This window comes from Glutamicibacter sp. NPDC087831, assembly GCF_044742845.1.
Classification (GTDB): Bacteria; Actinomycetota; Actinomycetes; order Actinomycetales; family Micrococcaceae; genus Glutamicibacter.
The window spans coordinates 733,319-748,161 of the sequence record NZ_JBIUVH010000002.1 but is presented as its reverse complement, the minus strand read 5'-3'; the positions used below and the strand labels follow the sequence as shown (position 1 = coordinate 748,161).

13 protein-coding genes are annotated in these 14,843 nt (G+C 58.2%); 3 read left to right on the top strand and 10 right to left on the bottom strand.

Annotation, left to right across the window (positions count from 1 at the left end; translation table 11 throughout):
- Positions 1-14 precede the first annotated feature (14 nt).
- The 3 genes from ACIOJF_RS09965 to ACIOJF_RS09955 form a co-directional block, all read right to left on the bottom strand.
- Positions 15-992: an alpha-ketoacid dehydrogenase subunit beta gene (locus tag ACIOJF_RS09965; protein WP_133834092.1), complete on the bottom strand. Its 978-nt coding sequence runs from the start codon at positions 990-992 to the stop codon at positions 15-17.
- The gene (gene pdhA / locus ACIOJF_RS09960; protein ID WP_105656216.1) at positions 993-2,135 is read right to left on the bottom strand and encodes a pyruvate dehydrogenase (acetyl-transferring) E1 component subunit alpha; all 1,143 of its coding nucleotides are present in this window, start codon (positions 2,133-2,135) and stop codon (positions 993-995) included.
- Positions 2,136-2,262: 127 nt separating this feature from the next.
- Entirely contained in the window at positions 2,263-3,372 is a 1,110-nt protein-coding gene (locus ACIOJF_RS09955; RefSeq protein WP_332489307.1) for a histidinol-phosphate transaminase, read from the bottom strand.
- A gap of 82 nt (positions 3,373-3,454) precedes the next feature.
- Between ACIOJF_RS09955 and ACIOJF_RS09950 the strand changes: the two genes are divergently transcribed.
- The gene (locus ACIOJF_RS09950) at positions 3,455-3,841 is read left to right on the top strand and encodes a phage holin family protein (RefSeq protein ID WP_105656214.1); all 387 of its coding nucleotides are present in this window, start codon (positions 3,455-3,457) and stop codon (positions 3,839-3,841) included.
- A gap of 182 nt (positions 3,842-4,023) precedes the next feature.
- On the opposite strand, the gene ACIOJF_RS09945 is transcribed toward ACIOJF_RS09950, so the two are convergent.
- Together ACIOJF_RS09945 and ACIOJF_RS09940 are read right to left on the bottom strand one after the other, a co-directional pair.
- Positions 4,024-5,373: a hypothetical protein gene (locus ACIOJF_RS09945; protein WP_332489308.1), complete on the bottom strand. Its 1,350-nt coding sequence runs from the start codon at positions 5,371-5,373 to the stop codon at positions 4,024-4,026.
- A gap of 2 nt (positions 5,374-5,375) precedes the next feature.
- A complete protein-coding gene (locus ACIOJF_RS09940; RefSeq protein WP_133834095.1) occupies positions 5,376-5,807 on the bottom strand; it encodes a hypothetical protein in 432 nt (143 codons plus the stop codon).
- Here ACIOJF_RS09940 and purB point away from each other — a divergent pair.
- Positions 5,788-7,197, top strand: a complete 1,410-nt coding sequence (purB, locus tag ACIOJF_RS09935) for an adenylosuccinate lyase (protein ID WP_402741597.1) — start codon at positions 5,788-5,790, stop codon at positions 7,195-7,197. The genes ACIOJF_RS09940 and purB overlap by 20 nt on opposite strands.
- 141 nt (positions 7,198-7,338) lie before the next feature.
- On the opposite strand, the gene ACIOJF_RS09930 is transcribed toward purB, so the two are convergent.
- Both ACIOJF_RS09930 and ACIOJF_RS09925 read right to left on the bottom strand, forming a co-directional pair.
- Complete coding sequence (locus ACIOJF_RS09930) at positions 7,339-8,889, bottom strand: AbgT family transporter (protein WP_402741596.1); 1,551 nt, start codon at positions 8,887-8,889, stop codon at positions 7,339-7,341.
- A 169-nt stretch (positions 8,890-9,058) separates the two neighbouring features.
- Complete coding sequence (locus tag ACIOJF_RS09925; RefSeq protein ID WP_402741595.1) at positions 9,059-10,147, bottom strand: DUF5937 family protein; 1,089 nt, start codon at positions 10,145-10,147, stop codon at positions 9,059-9,061.
- Between the two features lie 201 nt (positions 10,148-10,348).
- On the opposite strand from ACIOJF_RS09925, the gene ACIOJF_RS09920 reads away from it, so the two are divergent.
- Positions 10,349-12,163: a CocE/NonD family hydrolase gene (locus tag ACIOJF_RS09920; RefSeq protein ID WP_402741594.1), complete on the top strand. Its 1,815-nt coding sequence runs from the start codon at positions 10,349-10,351 to the stop codon at positions 12,161-12,163.
- Positions 12,164-12,981: 818 nt separating this feature from the next.
- Here the strand turns inward: ACIOJF_RS09920 and ACIOJF_RS09915 are convergent.
- From ACIOJF_RS09915 to ACIOJF_RS09905, 3 genes are read right to left on the bottom strand one after another with little or no spacing between them, the layout of a single operon-like run.
- Complete coding sequence (locus ACIOJF_RS09915; RefSeq protein WP_388023338.1) at positions 12,982-13,560, bottom strand: hypothetical protein; 579 nt, start codon at positions 13,558-13,560, stop codon at positions 12,982-12,984.
- 38 nt (positions 13,561-13,598) lie between these two features.
- Positions 13,599-14,201: a hypothetical protein gene (locus ACIOJF_RS09910; protein ID WP_402735093.1), complete on the bottom strand. Its 603-nt coding sequence runs from the start codon at positions 14,199-14,201 to the stop codon at positions 13,599-13,601.
- Positions 14,198-14,824 (bottom strand): hypothetical protein, encoded by a 627-nt coding sequence (locus ACIOJF_RS09905; protein WP_402735092.1) that lies wholly within the window; start codon positions 14,822-14,824, stop codon positions 14,198-14,200. Before ACIOJF_RS09905 ends, ACIOJF_RS09910 begins: the two co-directional genes overlap by 4 nt.
- Positions 14,825-14,843 lie beyond the last annotated feature (19 nt).

Here is a 14,843-nt window from a genome sequence, read left to right as displayed (position 1 = left end):
TCCTTGGATTCCGCTTAGTAAGCGAAGGACCGGTCGAGGGCTTCAAGCAACTTGTCGATGTCCGGCAGGTACTGGGACTCCACCTTGGAAATCGGGTAAGGCATGTGGAATCCGCCCACGCGCAGCACTGGGGCTTCCAGCGAGAGGAAGGCGCGCTCGGTGATGCGGGCCGCGATTTCGCCGCCCAGGCCGCCGAAGGTCGGCGCTTCGTGGGTGACAATCAGCCGGCCGGTCTTCTGCACCGATTCGGTAATGGTGTCGAAATCGATCGGCGACAGCGAGCGCAGGTCGATGACCTCGATGGACCGGCCATCTTCCAGCGCGGCATCGGCGGCAGCCAGGGCGATCGGCACCAGCGGGCCGTAGGCGACGATGGTCGCGTCGGTGCCCGGGCGGACCACCTGCGCCTTGAAGGCATCCAGCGCCGGGGTTTCGGTATCGACCTCGCCCTTGAGCCAGTAGCGGCGCTTGGGCTCGAAGAAGATCACCGGGTCCTGGCAGCTGGCTGCCTGCTGGATCATCCAGTAGGCGTCATGCGCGTTGGACGGGGTGATGATGCGCAGGCCCGCGGTGTGGGCGAACAGCGCCTCAGGGGATTCGGAGTGGTGCTCGATGGAGCCGATGCCGCCGCCGTAAGGGATGCGGATGACTACAGGCGTGGTCAGACGCCCCTCGGAGCGGGCGTGCATCTTGGCCAGCTGGGTGGTGATCTGGCTGAAAGCCGGGAAGACGAAGCCGTCGAACTGGATTTCCACCAGCGGGCTGAAGCCGCGCAGGGCCATGCCCACGGCGGTGCCGACGATGCCGGCCTCGCCCAGCGGCGAGTCGATGACGCGGTGCTCGCCATACTTGTCGATCAGCCCGTCGGTGATGCGGTAGACGCCACCGAGGCGCCCGATGTCCTCGCCCATCAGCAGGGACTTGCCATTGGACTCCAGCACCTTGTCCAGGCCGCTGGTAATGGCCTTGGCCAGGGTCATTGTGGTGGTCATTTAGTGCTCTCCCTCAGCCGCATCGGCGAATCCTGCTTCGTATTCCAGATGCCAGGCCAGTTCTTCCTGGATCAGTGGATGCGCTTCGGCGTAGACCTGCTCGAAGGACTTGGCCAGCGGCGGGACAGGGAAGGCCATGGCGTCTTCGCGGACCTTGGCAGCCATCGCATCAGCGTCGGCGGCCAGCTGCTCGAAGTAGGCGTCGTCAACCAGGTTGTTCTCGCGCAGGTAGGTTTCCAGGCGGATCAGCGGGTCCTTCGGGGCCCACTGGGCCTCTTCTTCGCTCATGCGGTATTTGGTTGGATCATCGGCGGTGGTATGCGCGCCGAGGCGGTAGGTGACGGCCTCGATGAGGACCGGGCCCTTGCCGCTGCGTGCGTGTTCCAGCGCCCAGCGGGTGACTGCCAGAACGGCCAGCACGTCGTTGCCATCCACGCGCACTCCCGGCATGCCGTAGCCTGCGGCGCGGTTGACCAGCGGCACCTTGGACTGGACCTCGAAAGGAACGGAGATCGCCCACTGGTTGTTCTGGCAGAAGTAGACCACCGGTGCGTTGAAGGAGCTGGCGAAGACCATGGACTCATGGGTTTCGCCCTCGGTGGAGGAGCCATCGCCGAAGTAGGCGACTACGGCGTTGCCCTCCTTGGCGCGACGGGCTTCATCCCAGCCGCGCTGTTCCATGTTCAAAGCCATTGCATAACCGGCGGCATGCGGCATCTGCGCGGCAAGCACCATGGTGTACATGTGGAAGTTGTTTTCCCGGGGATCCCAGCCGCCTCCGGAGATGCCGCGGAACAGGCGCAGCATTTCGGAGAAGGAGACATCGCGGGTCAGTGCCACACCGTGCTCGCGGTAGGTGGGGAAGATGTAGTCGCTTCGGCGGGTGGCACGGCCGGAACCGATCTGCGCCGCTTCCTGCCCGCGCAGCGGAACCCAGAGGCACAACTGGCCCTGGCGCTGCAATGCTGTGGCCTCTTGGTCGAATCGACGGGTCAATGCCATGTCGCGGTAGAAGCCGCGAAGCATGTCATCATCAACGTCACCCAGATACGCATCGTACGTTCCATGGGACTGACGCTGGCCGTCCGGAGTCAGGATCTGAATCAGATCCGGCTCCGTCGCCTCGGTCGCAGCACGCGTCATTTATCATCCTTCGGTCATAAATATGCCCCACACGGAATACAATCCGCATGGGACATATACGGCTTGTCTAATTTCTAAGCCTATAGGCACTGACCGCTAAAACGCGAGAAATCAGCACCAGTTGCCCCTATGCCAGGTCTAGTGATTCCTTGCACAGTTCAATAAAACGATCGTTTGCTTCAACTTCGCCGATGGAGACGCGCACTCCTTCGTTCGAGAAGCCGCGCACCGACAGCGCCACGGCGTTTGCCCGCTCGACGAACTCATCGGTATTTTCGCCCAGCGGAAGCCACACGAAGTTCGCCTGGGTGGAAGGAATCTTCCAGCCCTGCCCGGACAGGGCCGAGGCAACTCGTTCGCGTTCCATGACCAAGCCCTCAACGCGCTCAAGCACCTGGTCGATGTGGGCCAGCGAAGCGACCGCGGCATCCTCGGCCACGCTGGAGACGGCAAACGGGGTGGCCACTACGCGGATGTTATCGGTGATCTCCGGGTGAGCCACCGAGTAGCCCACCCTGAGATTCGCCAGGCCGTGAGCCTTCGAGAAAGTGCGCAGGAGAACCACATTTTCGTTCTCGTTGTAGGTATGGATGCCATCCACCGATTTCTCGTCGCGGACGAACTCGGTGTAGGCCTCATCCAGGACAACCAGCACGTTCTTCGGAACCCGTGCCAGGAAGTCATCGACTTCGGCCTGGCTGAGTACCGGACCGGTGGGGTTATTCGGTGTGCACAGCAAGATGACTGAAGTATTCTCGTTCACCGCTGCGATCATGGATTCCAGATCGTGGCGCCCGTCTTCCAGCAACGGGATTTCAACGGGCAGCGCACCGGCAGTCTGCACGAGGATTGGGTAGGCCTCGAAGGAACGCCACGCATAGATGACTTCATCCTGGATGCCGTCTTCGTTCTGGCCCGCGAAAGCGTTCAGGATCTGCACCAACGCGCCAAGGGAACCGGCCCCGGTCACGATGTCTTCCGCAGGAACGTCCAAGTACTCGGAAAGTGCTTCGCGCAGCTTGGTCGATAGCGGATCAGGGTAGCGATTCAGGCTGGACTGCTCCACGACCGCCCGATGCACAGCGTCCAAGGGACCGAAGGGAATTTCATTCGATGACAGCTTGTAAGCTCTCGCGCCTTCAATAGGGGCAGGCGGCTTGCCCGCAGCGTATTTGGGCAAACGTGCAACTACAGAGCGTGGCTGCACCTGATCTTGGGTCACCGGGTTCTCAGTCATACCTCAAAGCCTAGCCCTCACTAAGGGTTTAGCGATATCTCCGGTTCATCCTAATCCCAGATTTCTATGCCAAAGTTAAGGCATGAGCTTTCTGATTCGAGTCATCGTCAATGCGCTTGCCCTCGCCGCCGCCGTCTGGATTGTGCCCGGCCTCAAGATCGTCGCGGCCGGCGAAGGTGCAGTAAGCACGGTCATCGCCTATTTGGCGGTTGGCGCAATCTTCGGATTGGTCAACGCCTTGGTCCGTCCGATCGTCAAGCTGTTCTCCTTGCCAATCACCTGCCTCACCTTGGGCTTGTTCACTATCGTGATTAACGCCCTGATGCTCCTGCTGACTTCATGGCTGACGACCTTCACCCCGATTGAACTGGTCATCGAGCAGTTCTGGTGGGATGCCATCGCCGGTACGATTATCATCTCCATCGTCTCTGCGGTCCTCGGATTGTTCGTCAAGAGCGAGAACGAGTAAGCGGTATTCGACGCAGTACAAGAAGAGGACGGCATCCGACAGGTGCCGTCCTCTTTCGTTAATATCCGATTCGCCGCCCCCGATCAGCGTCCCATCTTCTGCCCTGATCCACAGCACCATTCATCAGCACGGTGATACCCGGTGATGCTGATCCGGCCGGCTGGTTGCAGTTCTTGAGCGCTTTAGTGGCGTGGTGCCATGTGCTTGAGCCGCTCCTTGTCTTCTTCCTTCAAGGGCGGACGTTCTTTTTGCTTGCGCTCCAGCTTGAACATGCGGATTTTCAGCGGGGATTCGGGAAGGTAGAACTGCTTCAGATGCTCTCTGATTTCCAGTTTCGGGTCCTCATCGAGTTCCAGGAGGTGGTCACCGTAATTCTTGAGATGATGCGACGGGCCAAAGAGCCCGTCTTCGGGCAAGATGTCCTGCATGTGCTCGCGCGGACCTGGGAAAGTGGTGGTGTAATGCTCGCCCTTGCGGGGATTGGGTCCGCCATCGGTGCCGGGCACCATATCTTTTCGGTCTTCTACGGATAGGCTGCGGATATCCTCTGGCAGATCAATAGTGCCGATGGGAGAACCAAGGGTCAGCACCTTGTTCAGCTTGTACTTGCGCTTCAAGAACTTGTTCTTCGTCAGCTGGGCTACGTGAATGCCTCCTTGCGAGTAGCCGGAGAGGATTACTTCATCGCCCTCTTTCGCTCCGCTGAGCCTTAATGCTTCATCGAGCGGTTCCACAAAATTCTCGGATTCCACCCCGAAGCCGTCAGCGATGCCTTCCGGGCCAAAAGGCGAAGGAACTTCGGCGTCATCCTGCGTCCCCGGAAAGAGCGCGATATAAGTATCATCGTCAGCTTCGACGATCATGATCTTTCCGTTGTTCTCCGTGCCTTCGCCCTCCAGCTTTTCGTGCAGCTGGAAATAGCTTCTCATCTTGCCATCCAGTTCAACCGTCTGAGCTGGATCTTGCCCTGCGAGCTCTATTTCGGTATTCCGGTTTGACCCCAGCAGCCGCATAATCCGCGACAGCGACTTGGCGGTACCTTCGATTTGCTCGGTCAAGGTCATATTCGGCGCCAAGGGCCAGTGCGGGATGTAGGACATCAGCAAGCGCAAAAAGGTCTCCATGCTTTCCCTCGGCGGACGCCAGCCGTTATCGCGGGTCTTGGATATGAAGTCCCCGACCAGTACTGCGCTGGTGCTTACGAGCATCATCCGTTCAACTGCGGCTTCGGCAACCTCATAATTCCGCATGGCCGCAGAGACCTTTCCGGTAAGTTCGAACGCTGTGATTTCGCCTTCCCTGGCCTGCTGATAGCTGTCTCTGATCAAATCGCCTAGATGCCCGATGCCATAGCCCCTGGCTTCAATGCCTGCCGCCATGCACTGCAGATTCAGGTCCCCCTGGCAACTGTCCGCAGCCTGCGCGGCCCTGAGTAAAGCGTCGGATATGCCATTGATGTCGCGAGCAACCCGCTGGCAGATTTCCCCTGCCTGGGCGTAATCCGGCTCGTTGTAATTGACTTCATATCCCATGGCTACGAAGCCATTCTCTGGTTCATGATTTGCGCTTCGAGGTTTTGGATCTCACGCATGGCAACCCCCAAGTACTCTTCAGCGTTGTTCAGCTCGCCATTGAGCATTTCCAGTCGCTGGCTCAGCTCCTCAACATTGTCTAGAAACGCCTTGCCAGCCTTTGAATTCCAAGTCAATGCCCGGATTGAACCCAACTGTGCGATGGCAAACTTAGTGGTTTTCTGGGCGTCATCGAGCTGACTTGCCACCGTCAGCAGCGTCGCTTGAAACATCATTTCCTTGCTCCGCATCCTTGAGAATTTGTCCACCATCATGGACAGCAACAATGGGGCACCAGCACGTTTGGCGACCGGTTGTGGAAACAGCAGTGAAGTAAAAGATGTGATGTAGCGCCGAGGATGGAAGAATATGAGTATGGCTGAGATTGCGCGCACTTCCCTTGCTAATGAACCACTGGCTTTGACTGCCCTCGACGGACGCTACCGCAGCGCCGTGGCACCGCTGGTCGACTACCTTTCCGAAGCGGCTTTGAACCGCGATCGCGTTCACGTTGAAGTTGAATGGCTGATCCACCTGACCGATAACTCCGTTCTTCCAGGCACCTCCCCGCTTTCTGCGGAACAGAAGGCAGCACTGCGCAAGATCGTCACCGATTTCAACGCTGATTCCGTGAAGGAACTGGCAGAGATCGAAGCTGTCACCGTTCACGATGTGAAGGCTGTCGAGTACTACATCGCTAACCGCCTGGAAGCGATCGGCATTGGCAACCTCAAGCCGCTGGTGCATTTCGGTTGCACCTCTGAAGACATCAACAATCTGTCCTACGCTCTGGGCGTCCAGGGTGGCGTGCAGCAGGTATGGCTGCCGGCATCCCGCGACCTGGTGGCACAGCTGGCCAAGATGGCCGAGGACTCCCGCGACGTGCCGATGCTCTCGCGCACCCACGGGCAGCCAGCCACCCCAACTACCTTGGGCAAGGAACTGGCAGTTCTGGCGTGGCGCCTGACCCGCCAGCTGGACCGCGTCGAGAAGACCGAGTACCTGGGCAAGATCAACGGCGCTACCGGCACCTATGCTGCCCACTACGCTTCGGTCCCTACCGCTGACTGGCAGCAGATCTCCAAGGGTTTCGTTGAGCACCTGGGCCTGACCTGGAACCCGCTGACCACCCAGATCGAATCCCACGACTGGCAGGCAGAGGTCTACGCAGACATTGCACGCTTCAACAGCATTCTGCACAACCTGTGCACCGATGTCTGGAGCTACATCTCCATCGGCTACTTCGCGCAGATCCCAGTGGCCGGCGCCACCGGATCCTCGACCATGCCGCACAAGGTCAACCCGATCCGCTTCGAGAACGCTGAAGCTAACCTGGAGATCTCCAACGGCCTGCTGAACACCCTGGGTTCCACCCTGGTCACCAGCCGCTGGCAGCGCGACCTGACCGACTCCTCTTCGCAGCGCAACATCGGTACCGCTATCGGCCACTCGGTTTTGGCGATCTCCAACGTTGCCAAGGGCTTGGATCGACTGTCTGTCGCCGAAGCCGTGCTGGCTGACGACTTGGACCACAACTGGGAGGTCCTTGCAGAGGCCATCCAGATGGTCATGCGCGCCGAGGCTATCGCCGGTGTCGAAGGCATGGATAACCCGTACGAGCGCCTGAAGGACCTGACCCGCGGCCACCGCGTGGATGCGGCCCGCCTGAAGGAATTCGTTGGCGAACTGGGCCTGTCGGCTGAAGCCGAAACCCGCCTGCAGTCGCTGACCCCGGGCAGCTACAATGGCATCGCTTCGCAGCTGGTTGACCACTTGAAGAAGTAATCCGGTGGCGCAAGCTTCCCGAACGACGGCTTAAACGAGTTCCGCCCCGGAGCGATCCGGGGCGGAACTTTTTAATACTGGGCATCCGTAGCAGCTTCAATTCGAATTTGCTTCTCAGCGCTGCAATTCCATGCCCCTGTATTAGCGAACGGGGGCACCCGGGCCCAACGGGATGCCCAGCGCCCACCATGCCAAGAAAAGTGCCAGCCAAACCACGAACATGATCACGGCGCAAGGCAGGGTAAAGGAGATCAATGTTCCTATGCCGGCCTTCTTGTTCAAGGTCTGCAGATACCCAACGCAGAGCACGAAACTGGTACTCATCGGAGTAATGGAATTGGTGCAGGAATCCGCAATCCGATAAAGCGCCATGGTCGTCGCCGGATTGGTGCCCAATAGCATCATCATGGGGACGATTACCGGTGCCACCAGTGCCCACAACGCTTGCCCTGAAGTAATCAGCAGGTTCAAGGTCGCAACGCCCAACACGACGATCAGGAACAGCCCGACCGTGTTGATCCCCAGCCCCTTGATCGTATCGGAGCCCATTACTGCGACCACGGTGCTGATTTTCGTGTACTTGAACAGGGCCAGGAATTGCGACACCGCGAAGAACAGGACAATCAATGGCGCGATGGCACGTACTCCGTCGGCCATGAACTGGGGAATGTCCGCATTGGACGCCAGCTGACCAGAGCTCTTGGCAAAAGCTGTCCCGATGGCCAGGAAGAACAAGGACAGGAAGAATGCTATTCCGTTCAAGAATGGCGACTCAAGGAACTCGCCGTTCTCGCCTCGCAGCGGTGACGCCGGAATCGCTACTGCCACAGCCAGCACGGCCACGAAAACCAATGCCACCACACCAGTGGTGCGAAGGCCACGACGCTCGGCCACATCGGTCAGGCGCAGTCCCGCTGCCCGGCTGTCGCCTGGCGGCACCTCGGTAGCTTCGACGACAAGCGTTCCTTCCCGCCGTTTCAGAATCAGCTCCGTAACCACGGTGACCGTGACCGCCAGGACCAACGCCGAAACCGTCGTGAAGTACATATTATCCGTCGCACGAACCGTGGTTGCCGGGTCGATGATTTGTGCGGCTTCCGTCGCCACTTTGGCGAATACGACGTCGCCGGGAGCAATCAACGGATTGGCGTCGCCGGCTGCGTTAATCGATACGAATGCGACGATCATGCCAAGCATCGGCGAGCGGCCCACCGCTTTGAAGGCCACCGCACCCAAGGGAATCAGTACTACATAAGCGGAGTCCGAGAGGAACTTGGATAGGGCGCCGCCTAAAGCCACGGCGAAGACGACGTACCGCGGCGACACGTTGCTCAATGCACGTCGTGCCATCACTTCGAAGAGCCCGGATCTGTCGGCGACAGCAACACCCAGCATCACGATCAGCACTGTGCCCAGCGGACCGAAGGTGACGAACGATTCCTCAGCGCCAGTTAGCAGATCCCTTATGGCACCAACCGACAACGCACTGTTGACCCCTACCGTGTCGCCTGTTGCTGGGTCAACAACTTCGACCCCTGTACGAGAAAGAATCCAGCTGGCTACCGCCAGAACCGCGAACAAGATCCAAAACAGCCAAAACGGATGCGGCAAGGCGTTGCCCGCGCGTTCGAGTCGCGCCAGGAATCTGATTCCCAGCGGCTCTTTTCGGGTTATGGACTCAGTGATAGTCATGGTTCCTCCAGTAGCGGGTCCGTGCCAAGCTCCCATTGCGCTCGGTAACGATGGGGCGGATCGCCCACTAGTGATTTCTATTACAGATGTTGAGCTATGTGAGGATGATTAACCAATTTCAGACAATCGTTAGCCGCCCTTTAGCCATGGCAATCCGCCCGGCCACCGGTCACCGGGTCAGTGTGGACAAGAGATCCGGCCCAAGGCTGAGGACCGTCTTGGTATCTATCCGGTGATACACAAGCTTCCCTTTGCGCTCCGAAACGACCAGGTCAGCCTCGCGCAGAACTCGCAAGGAACGGGAGATCTGCGCCGCGGGTTGTCCCATGCGCGATGCAAGTTCCGACGTCGTCATTGGTTCAGCCGAAATATGGCGGAACAATTCCATCCGGGAATCGGCGCTCAACGCTCGGAGCCGCTCGCGGACCTGCGTGATCTTGAGAATAGGATCCCTGTCCCGTTGCATAGGGAAGTGGACAACTACCGGGTAGCCGGGGTGATCCTTGACCGTAAGATGATTCCCTATCCATTTCGACGGGATCATCAGGAGTTCCCTGTGTGCCAGGGGCACGCTGCGTTGCTGGAGTTTATCGAAACGCACCTCAGCAACGCCAGGGAAAGCTTTCGCTGTGGCGCCTACTTCTGCAATCACGGAAGTCGGCTCAGAGCGCTTAAACTTCATTGTCAGTTGAGCGGCGGAACCACTTGCCTCCTGGTATAGGCTTTCCCACTCCGCCGCGAAGAAAGAGTTCCAGCACTCTATGCAGAATCGAATAATCCGGCTCCTGAATTTTTGCGGATCGTTCACCAGTTGTTCCGCCAGTTCAAAGCGGCTCGCAGAGCGTGACCGACAGGAATCCAGAAATTCTCGCTGGGCCTGGCTATCGCCAAGCACATCGATAGCCATAGCTTGCACTTGACTAAACCCCTTCAGCGCCTCAGCTGCCATTCCTGCGAAGGCATTCACCGGCATTGCTGCCAGAGCGGCCAGCTCGCGATCGAACAGGGAACCGGGCTGCAAACTCAGCGGGAAAAAGAATCGAGCCCTGAATCGTGCCCACAACGGTGAAAGCGCCTGGAACTCGCTGATCAAGGGTTCATCCACGCCGCTGGCGAGAGCCTGGACAGCATCGGAGAATTCAAGATGGTGATCGGGCTCCGCCCATACATGCAGCAGCGCCATCAGCTCTGCCAGCGGTGAACTCGCCACTTTGAGGTTACTGGGGTTGAAGCCCGAAAACTGCAAGGCAATAGACATTCTTCCCTCCCCACGTCCTGTGAACAACAAACATTTGGCTAACTTGCGCCAATTGTCTCATGGACTACCTCGACCACGGATATCTTCGATTGTAGATAAATAGTCGCCGGTCAAGCACGCAATTTTGATCAGCATAGAACGCGAAAAGAGTGAGCCTTGTCGATCCGAACTGGTGATATGACACCAATTCCAGAAGTTGCCGTGGAAGTCCAGGAGTACATGGTTGCTCTAGCCGATGGCGTCCAGTTGGCCACGGATGTTTACCGGAACAGCCAACATGAAGGGCCGCTCCCCGTGATTCTGGAACGCACACCCTACGGTAAGCGAGCCAGAAGGGATTCCGACCAGTCTGTTCGCCATAACCCCGTTCCCATGCCGGAAGAGATTGCCGAATTCTTCATTAGCCGGGGCTACGTTGTAGTCCGACAGGATTGCCGTGGCAGAGGTCGTTCAGGCGGCGAATTCGTAAAGTACTTCAATGAGGGACGCGATGGTTTCGATACCATCGCTTGGATACGCGACCAGCCATGGTGCGATGGGCGTGTGCTCATGAATGGCGTTTCCTATTCTGCCCACGCGCAGACGGCAGTAGCGGCGTTGTCTCCCGAATCGCTTGCAGGCATGTTCATGGACTCTGGCGGCTTCTCTTCAGCCTACGAAGTGGGCATGAGGATGGGCGGTGCCTTCGAACTGAAACAGGCTACCTGGGCGTTCCGCCACGCGGCCAGAAGTCCAGAGGCCGCCAGCAGCCCCGAGATCGCCGCGGGCCTGGCCAAGGTGGATTTGGCTGAATGGTTTGAACAGACCCCTTGGAGCCCTGGCAAGTCCCCCCTGAGCCTGGCTCCCAGTTACGAAAGCTACCTGCTTGACCAGTGGTCCCGCGAGTCATTCGGGGAGTACTGGAGCCACCCGGCAATCTATGCTCGCGGGTATTATGATCGCTTTCCCGACGTGCCGTCCTTCCATATCTCCAGCTGGTACGATCCATATATTTCCTCAGCCATTGAGAACTTCCAGCAGCTATCTTCCCTGAAAAGCAGTCCAGCGTATCTGCTCCTGGGCCCTTGGACGCATGGCAAGCGGTGCCAGAATTATGCCGGAGACGTGGATTTCGGAACCGGGGGCTACTTCGACGGTAACCTCGCACCGTCTTACCTGCACTTCCGGGCCGACTGGATGGATGCGGTGCTCGGCCGGGCTAGGAATGCAACTCCGCGCCACAAGGTCACGTACTTCATGATGGGAGGCGGTCCTGGGACGGCAACTGACGAAGGCCGCCTGTTGCACGGTGGACAGTGGAAGCACGCAGCGACCTGGCCGCCAGAGACTTCGGCGAGGACAACCATGTACTTGCACCCGGGCGGTGACATGCGAGCGGACCCGTTCTCGGGCCAGGCCCATTCAACGCTGATTTTCGATCCCCGTGATCCTGCACCGACCGTGGGCGGCCAAGTAACCAGCGGCGAACCGCTCATGCGAGGCGGAGCATACGACCAGGTGGCACCGGCAGGAGCGCGCGACTCTGTCCCCGTCAGCCTGGCCGATCGTGCCGATGTCTTAGTATTCCGATCGGCTGTGCTCGACACTGCCGTGAGTATCGCGGGCGACGTCACTGCCGAAATATACCTGTCGTCATCTGCACCTGATACCGACTTGACCATCAAGCTGATCGATGAGTACCCGCCTAGCGCAGATTTTCCGAACGGATTCGCCATGAATCTTACCGAGGGAATCATGCGGGTGCGTTACCGGGATTCGTACAAAGATCCGGAGTTGATGCAGCAAGGACAGGTCTACCGGGTAACGGTCGCTGCGCCGTCGACAGCAAACCTGTTCGCCGCCGGCCACCGTATTCGGTTAGACGTCTCTTCAAGCAATTTCCCCCGGTTCGACATCAATCCGAATACTGGAGGTTCCGCAGCCATCGATAGTGAAAAGCTCATCGCTGAAAACACTGTTCATTTCTCTGCCGAGCACCCGACTTCGCTGTCGCTTCATATCCTGCCAAACGCCTGAAAGCAAGCAGATCAGCTGAGTCGCACGTGCCATCTAGATGGTACCGACGGATACAGTTCGATACTTCCATGCTCAGGTGCACCAGGAAAGTTCCATCGCCTGCTAAATCCCGTGAACCTTGCCCTTCCCTGCGTTCGCAGAGCAATAGGCCACAGGCCATCGAGCAGGCGGGGATGCCTGGCCTCCGCCTCTCGCACCACCGGGCATGCGGGCACGCATCCGGCGCTTCGCCAAGTCGCTGAAAACGACCCCGAGCACGTCAAAAGAACACCATGCCCAAACCTTCCCAATACCGGGTTGGCAATCACGATGCAAGACCGGAAATTTCGGGTTACGCCAGTACTCGAACCAACGATTCCCCCCACTGGGGGGCTTTATCCTCCGCATCAACCGAACGGCGAAGGTTCGTCACCTGGGTCCGGGAACGCTCTGGCACTACCCAACGAATCTGACGCAACCGTCGCCTACCCCTAGTCGCCAAGACCAGGGAGCTTCCGGCTAATAGTCATCCCCGTCGATTGGCAATGGAACAAATCTGGCGGAACTGGCTTCACCACCGCCTGCTGGCTTACCGCCGGCAAGCATGCCGCTCATGTGATTCATGTTCCTCAGTGCGTGGTCTTGTCTCCGGCTTCCTTCCCACCCCGCCTTTCAGCGACGCAGTTGCTCCAAATAGGAGTTGAACCTTCTCTTCCAGTGGACATTAGCCCCGGAAGCAAATACCCATACTGGGCGTACACGAATAGAGGCGCCGCCACCCCGCATGAATTCCCGGGGAGGCGGCGCCTCTTGCACGTCATTTGGCGTAGCCGCTTGAATCAGAACTGAGTAGGTTTAGCCTCGAATGCGAGAGGGATGCCACGATTCTCGAATTGGTCTATTATCTTTTCGTAAAGGGCGCGGTACTCTACGGCAGGATAATGGCGGAGGGACACCTGAATATAGGGCTTTCCTTCCCTGAATTTTCCTGGTTGACCCTCCACGGGTTCGTGCAAATAAATCTCTAATGTCCGGTTCAGGTCCGCTCGATCCCATAGGACTTGGACCTTCGCATTGTTGACGTGCTCGACGCCCATGACCGAAGCAATCGAAGCCCAAGCGATCTTGTGCCCACCGCGAACTGTTAGGCCACTGGCCTTGACCTTCAGATCGATGGCATCGGCCGCTTTTCTACCGGCACCCTTCACTGCGCTGGCAAGTGCGACGGCGCCGAAGATCAGCAGTATGGAGCCCACTACGGTGGGGATACCCTGAAGGACAATTTGAGCAAGATAGCTTGAGGTTTCCGGCAAGTCGTTGGCAATCAGGTAGATGCCCATCAATAAGAGGATCATTCCAATAGCCAACAGGCTGAAGCCCTTGTCAATCCGCGGATAGAAATACAGCGAGGACGCCACGAATTCATTGTGCTCGGGCAATCTGGATCTAGAGGTCTTCATATGCTGCCTAATTCGCTTTCATGGTCAACGTTGTCGAAGATCACCGCATCGAAAAGATCGATCATCGGGTCCATCATGAAATTCAAAGTCGAGAGGTCGGAGTCGAACGCCTCGAGCAGGAAGAGCAGTCCATGTCCCCGCGCTACGGTTCTGACATGCCCGATGGCCGGCAGCACTGCTGATCCGTTTCCTTCCTGCTGCCCATCCAGCGCGATGACGGACGCCAATTGGATGATCTGTCCAAGTGACTCCGAGTGGTATTCGCTCATCTGGACCGGTGCCGCCGATTCGTAGTCCGGCTGGGCCAGTTCCTCCAAACTCAAGGCAGGGTCGTCATCCAGAACTATCAAATGGGCAGTGCCCAGTGCGTGTCCATCTTCAGGCGAATACCAGAGCGTATGCTCGGCTTCGGCTATTTGGTTGTTCGCCACGTCCAAAGCAAGCTGCTCATAGACCTTCCGCAGCTCAAGATCTTCCGGGATGGCCAATTCCGCAAGGTCTTGTGCCCATTGCTCTGCCGTATCCCAACTATCTTCAGGAAATGAGCGAGGTACCGGAATCCAAATTTCCAGATCCGGTTCAATCTCGTATGTTGTCACTGAATTGGCACCCACTTGAAAGTTCCCAGTATCGACAAGCCCAACGACTTTAATCCTTCGGAGAATGCCTCACCATTCTCCGACTCAACGTGCGCGTAGGAATAAAGCAGCCACAATCCGGCTTTTGGATCCGGATCGATGGTTCCATCTGGCAACGGACGAGGAACAACCATGTTCAGGCCATTGTTCTTGAGCTCTGGGGATTCGGCGGCTTGCTCTACGGAAGACCAGAGGTACCAGTCTGCTCCGTCGGCGTCTTCGATTTCGATCTGGTTGCCGCCTGCGGCCTTTCGCGCAGCTTCCAGCAGAGTGCCGGAGGATCCCACCTTGAGTGGGGTCATGATCACGGAAACCGGCATTCCCCCCTCGGCAAGTTTCTCTACCGGCATTGCGAAGCCAAGTGATCCACGGCGCCTCAAGTACTCGAATGTCTGGTGCATTTGCCGTCGAAGCATCAATACCAGGTCTGCGCGCCCAAGTGCCTTGGGCTCAGCAGTCACCAGCTTCGTCAAAGCCTGCTCGTGCTCCACACTGCTGTTGAATTCGCGCCAACCTGCCGGATACAGCAAGCTGTATCCGATGCCTCGGGGACGCGCCATCGACGCTGGTGGTGTTGCGCTCATCGTTTCTCCCGCCAATTCA

Excerpts from the sequence above, each read along its gene's own strand:
- ACIOJF_RS09965 (WP_133834092.1), bottom strand. The coding sequence starts at position 992 with ATGACCACCACAATGACCCTGGCCAAGGCCATTACCAGCGGCCTGGAC.
- pdhA (WP_105656216.1), bottom strand. The coding sequence starts at position 2,135 with ATGACGCGTGCTGCGACCGAGGCGACGGAGCCGGATCTGATTCAGATC.
- ACIOJF_RS09955 (WP_332489307.1), bottom strand. The coding sequence starts at position 3,372 with ATGACTGAGAACCCGGTGACCCAAGATCAGGTGCAGCCACGCTCTGTA.
- ACIOJF_RS09950 (WP_105656214.1), top strand. The coding sequence starts at position 3,455 with ATGAGCTTTCTGATTCGAGTCATCGTCAATGCGCTTGCCCTCGCCGCC.
- ACIOJF_RS09945 (WP_332489308.1), bottom strand. The coding sequence starts at position 5,373 with ATGGGATATGAAGTCAATTACAACGAGCCGGATTACGCCCAGGCAGGG.
- purB (WP_402741597.1), top strand. The coding sequence starts at position 5,788 with ATGGCTGAGATTGCGCGCACTTCCCTTGCTAATGAACCACTGGCTTTG.
- ACIOJF_RS09930 (WP_402741596.1), bottom strand. The coding sequence starts at position 8,889 with ATGACTATCACTGAGTCCATAACCCGAAAAGAGCCGCTGGGAATCAGA.
- ACIOJF_RS09925 (WP_402741595.1), bottom strand. The coding sequence starts at position 10,147 with ATGTCTATTGCCTTGCAGTTTTCGGGCTTCAACCCCAGTAACCTCAAA.
- ACIOJF_RS09905 (WP_402735092.1), bottom strand. The coding sequence starts at position 14,824 with ATGAGCGCAACACCACCAGCGTCGATGGCGCGTCCCCGAGGCATCGGA.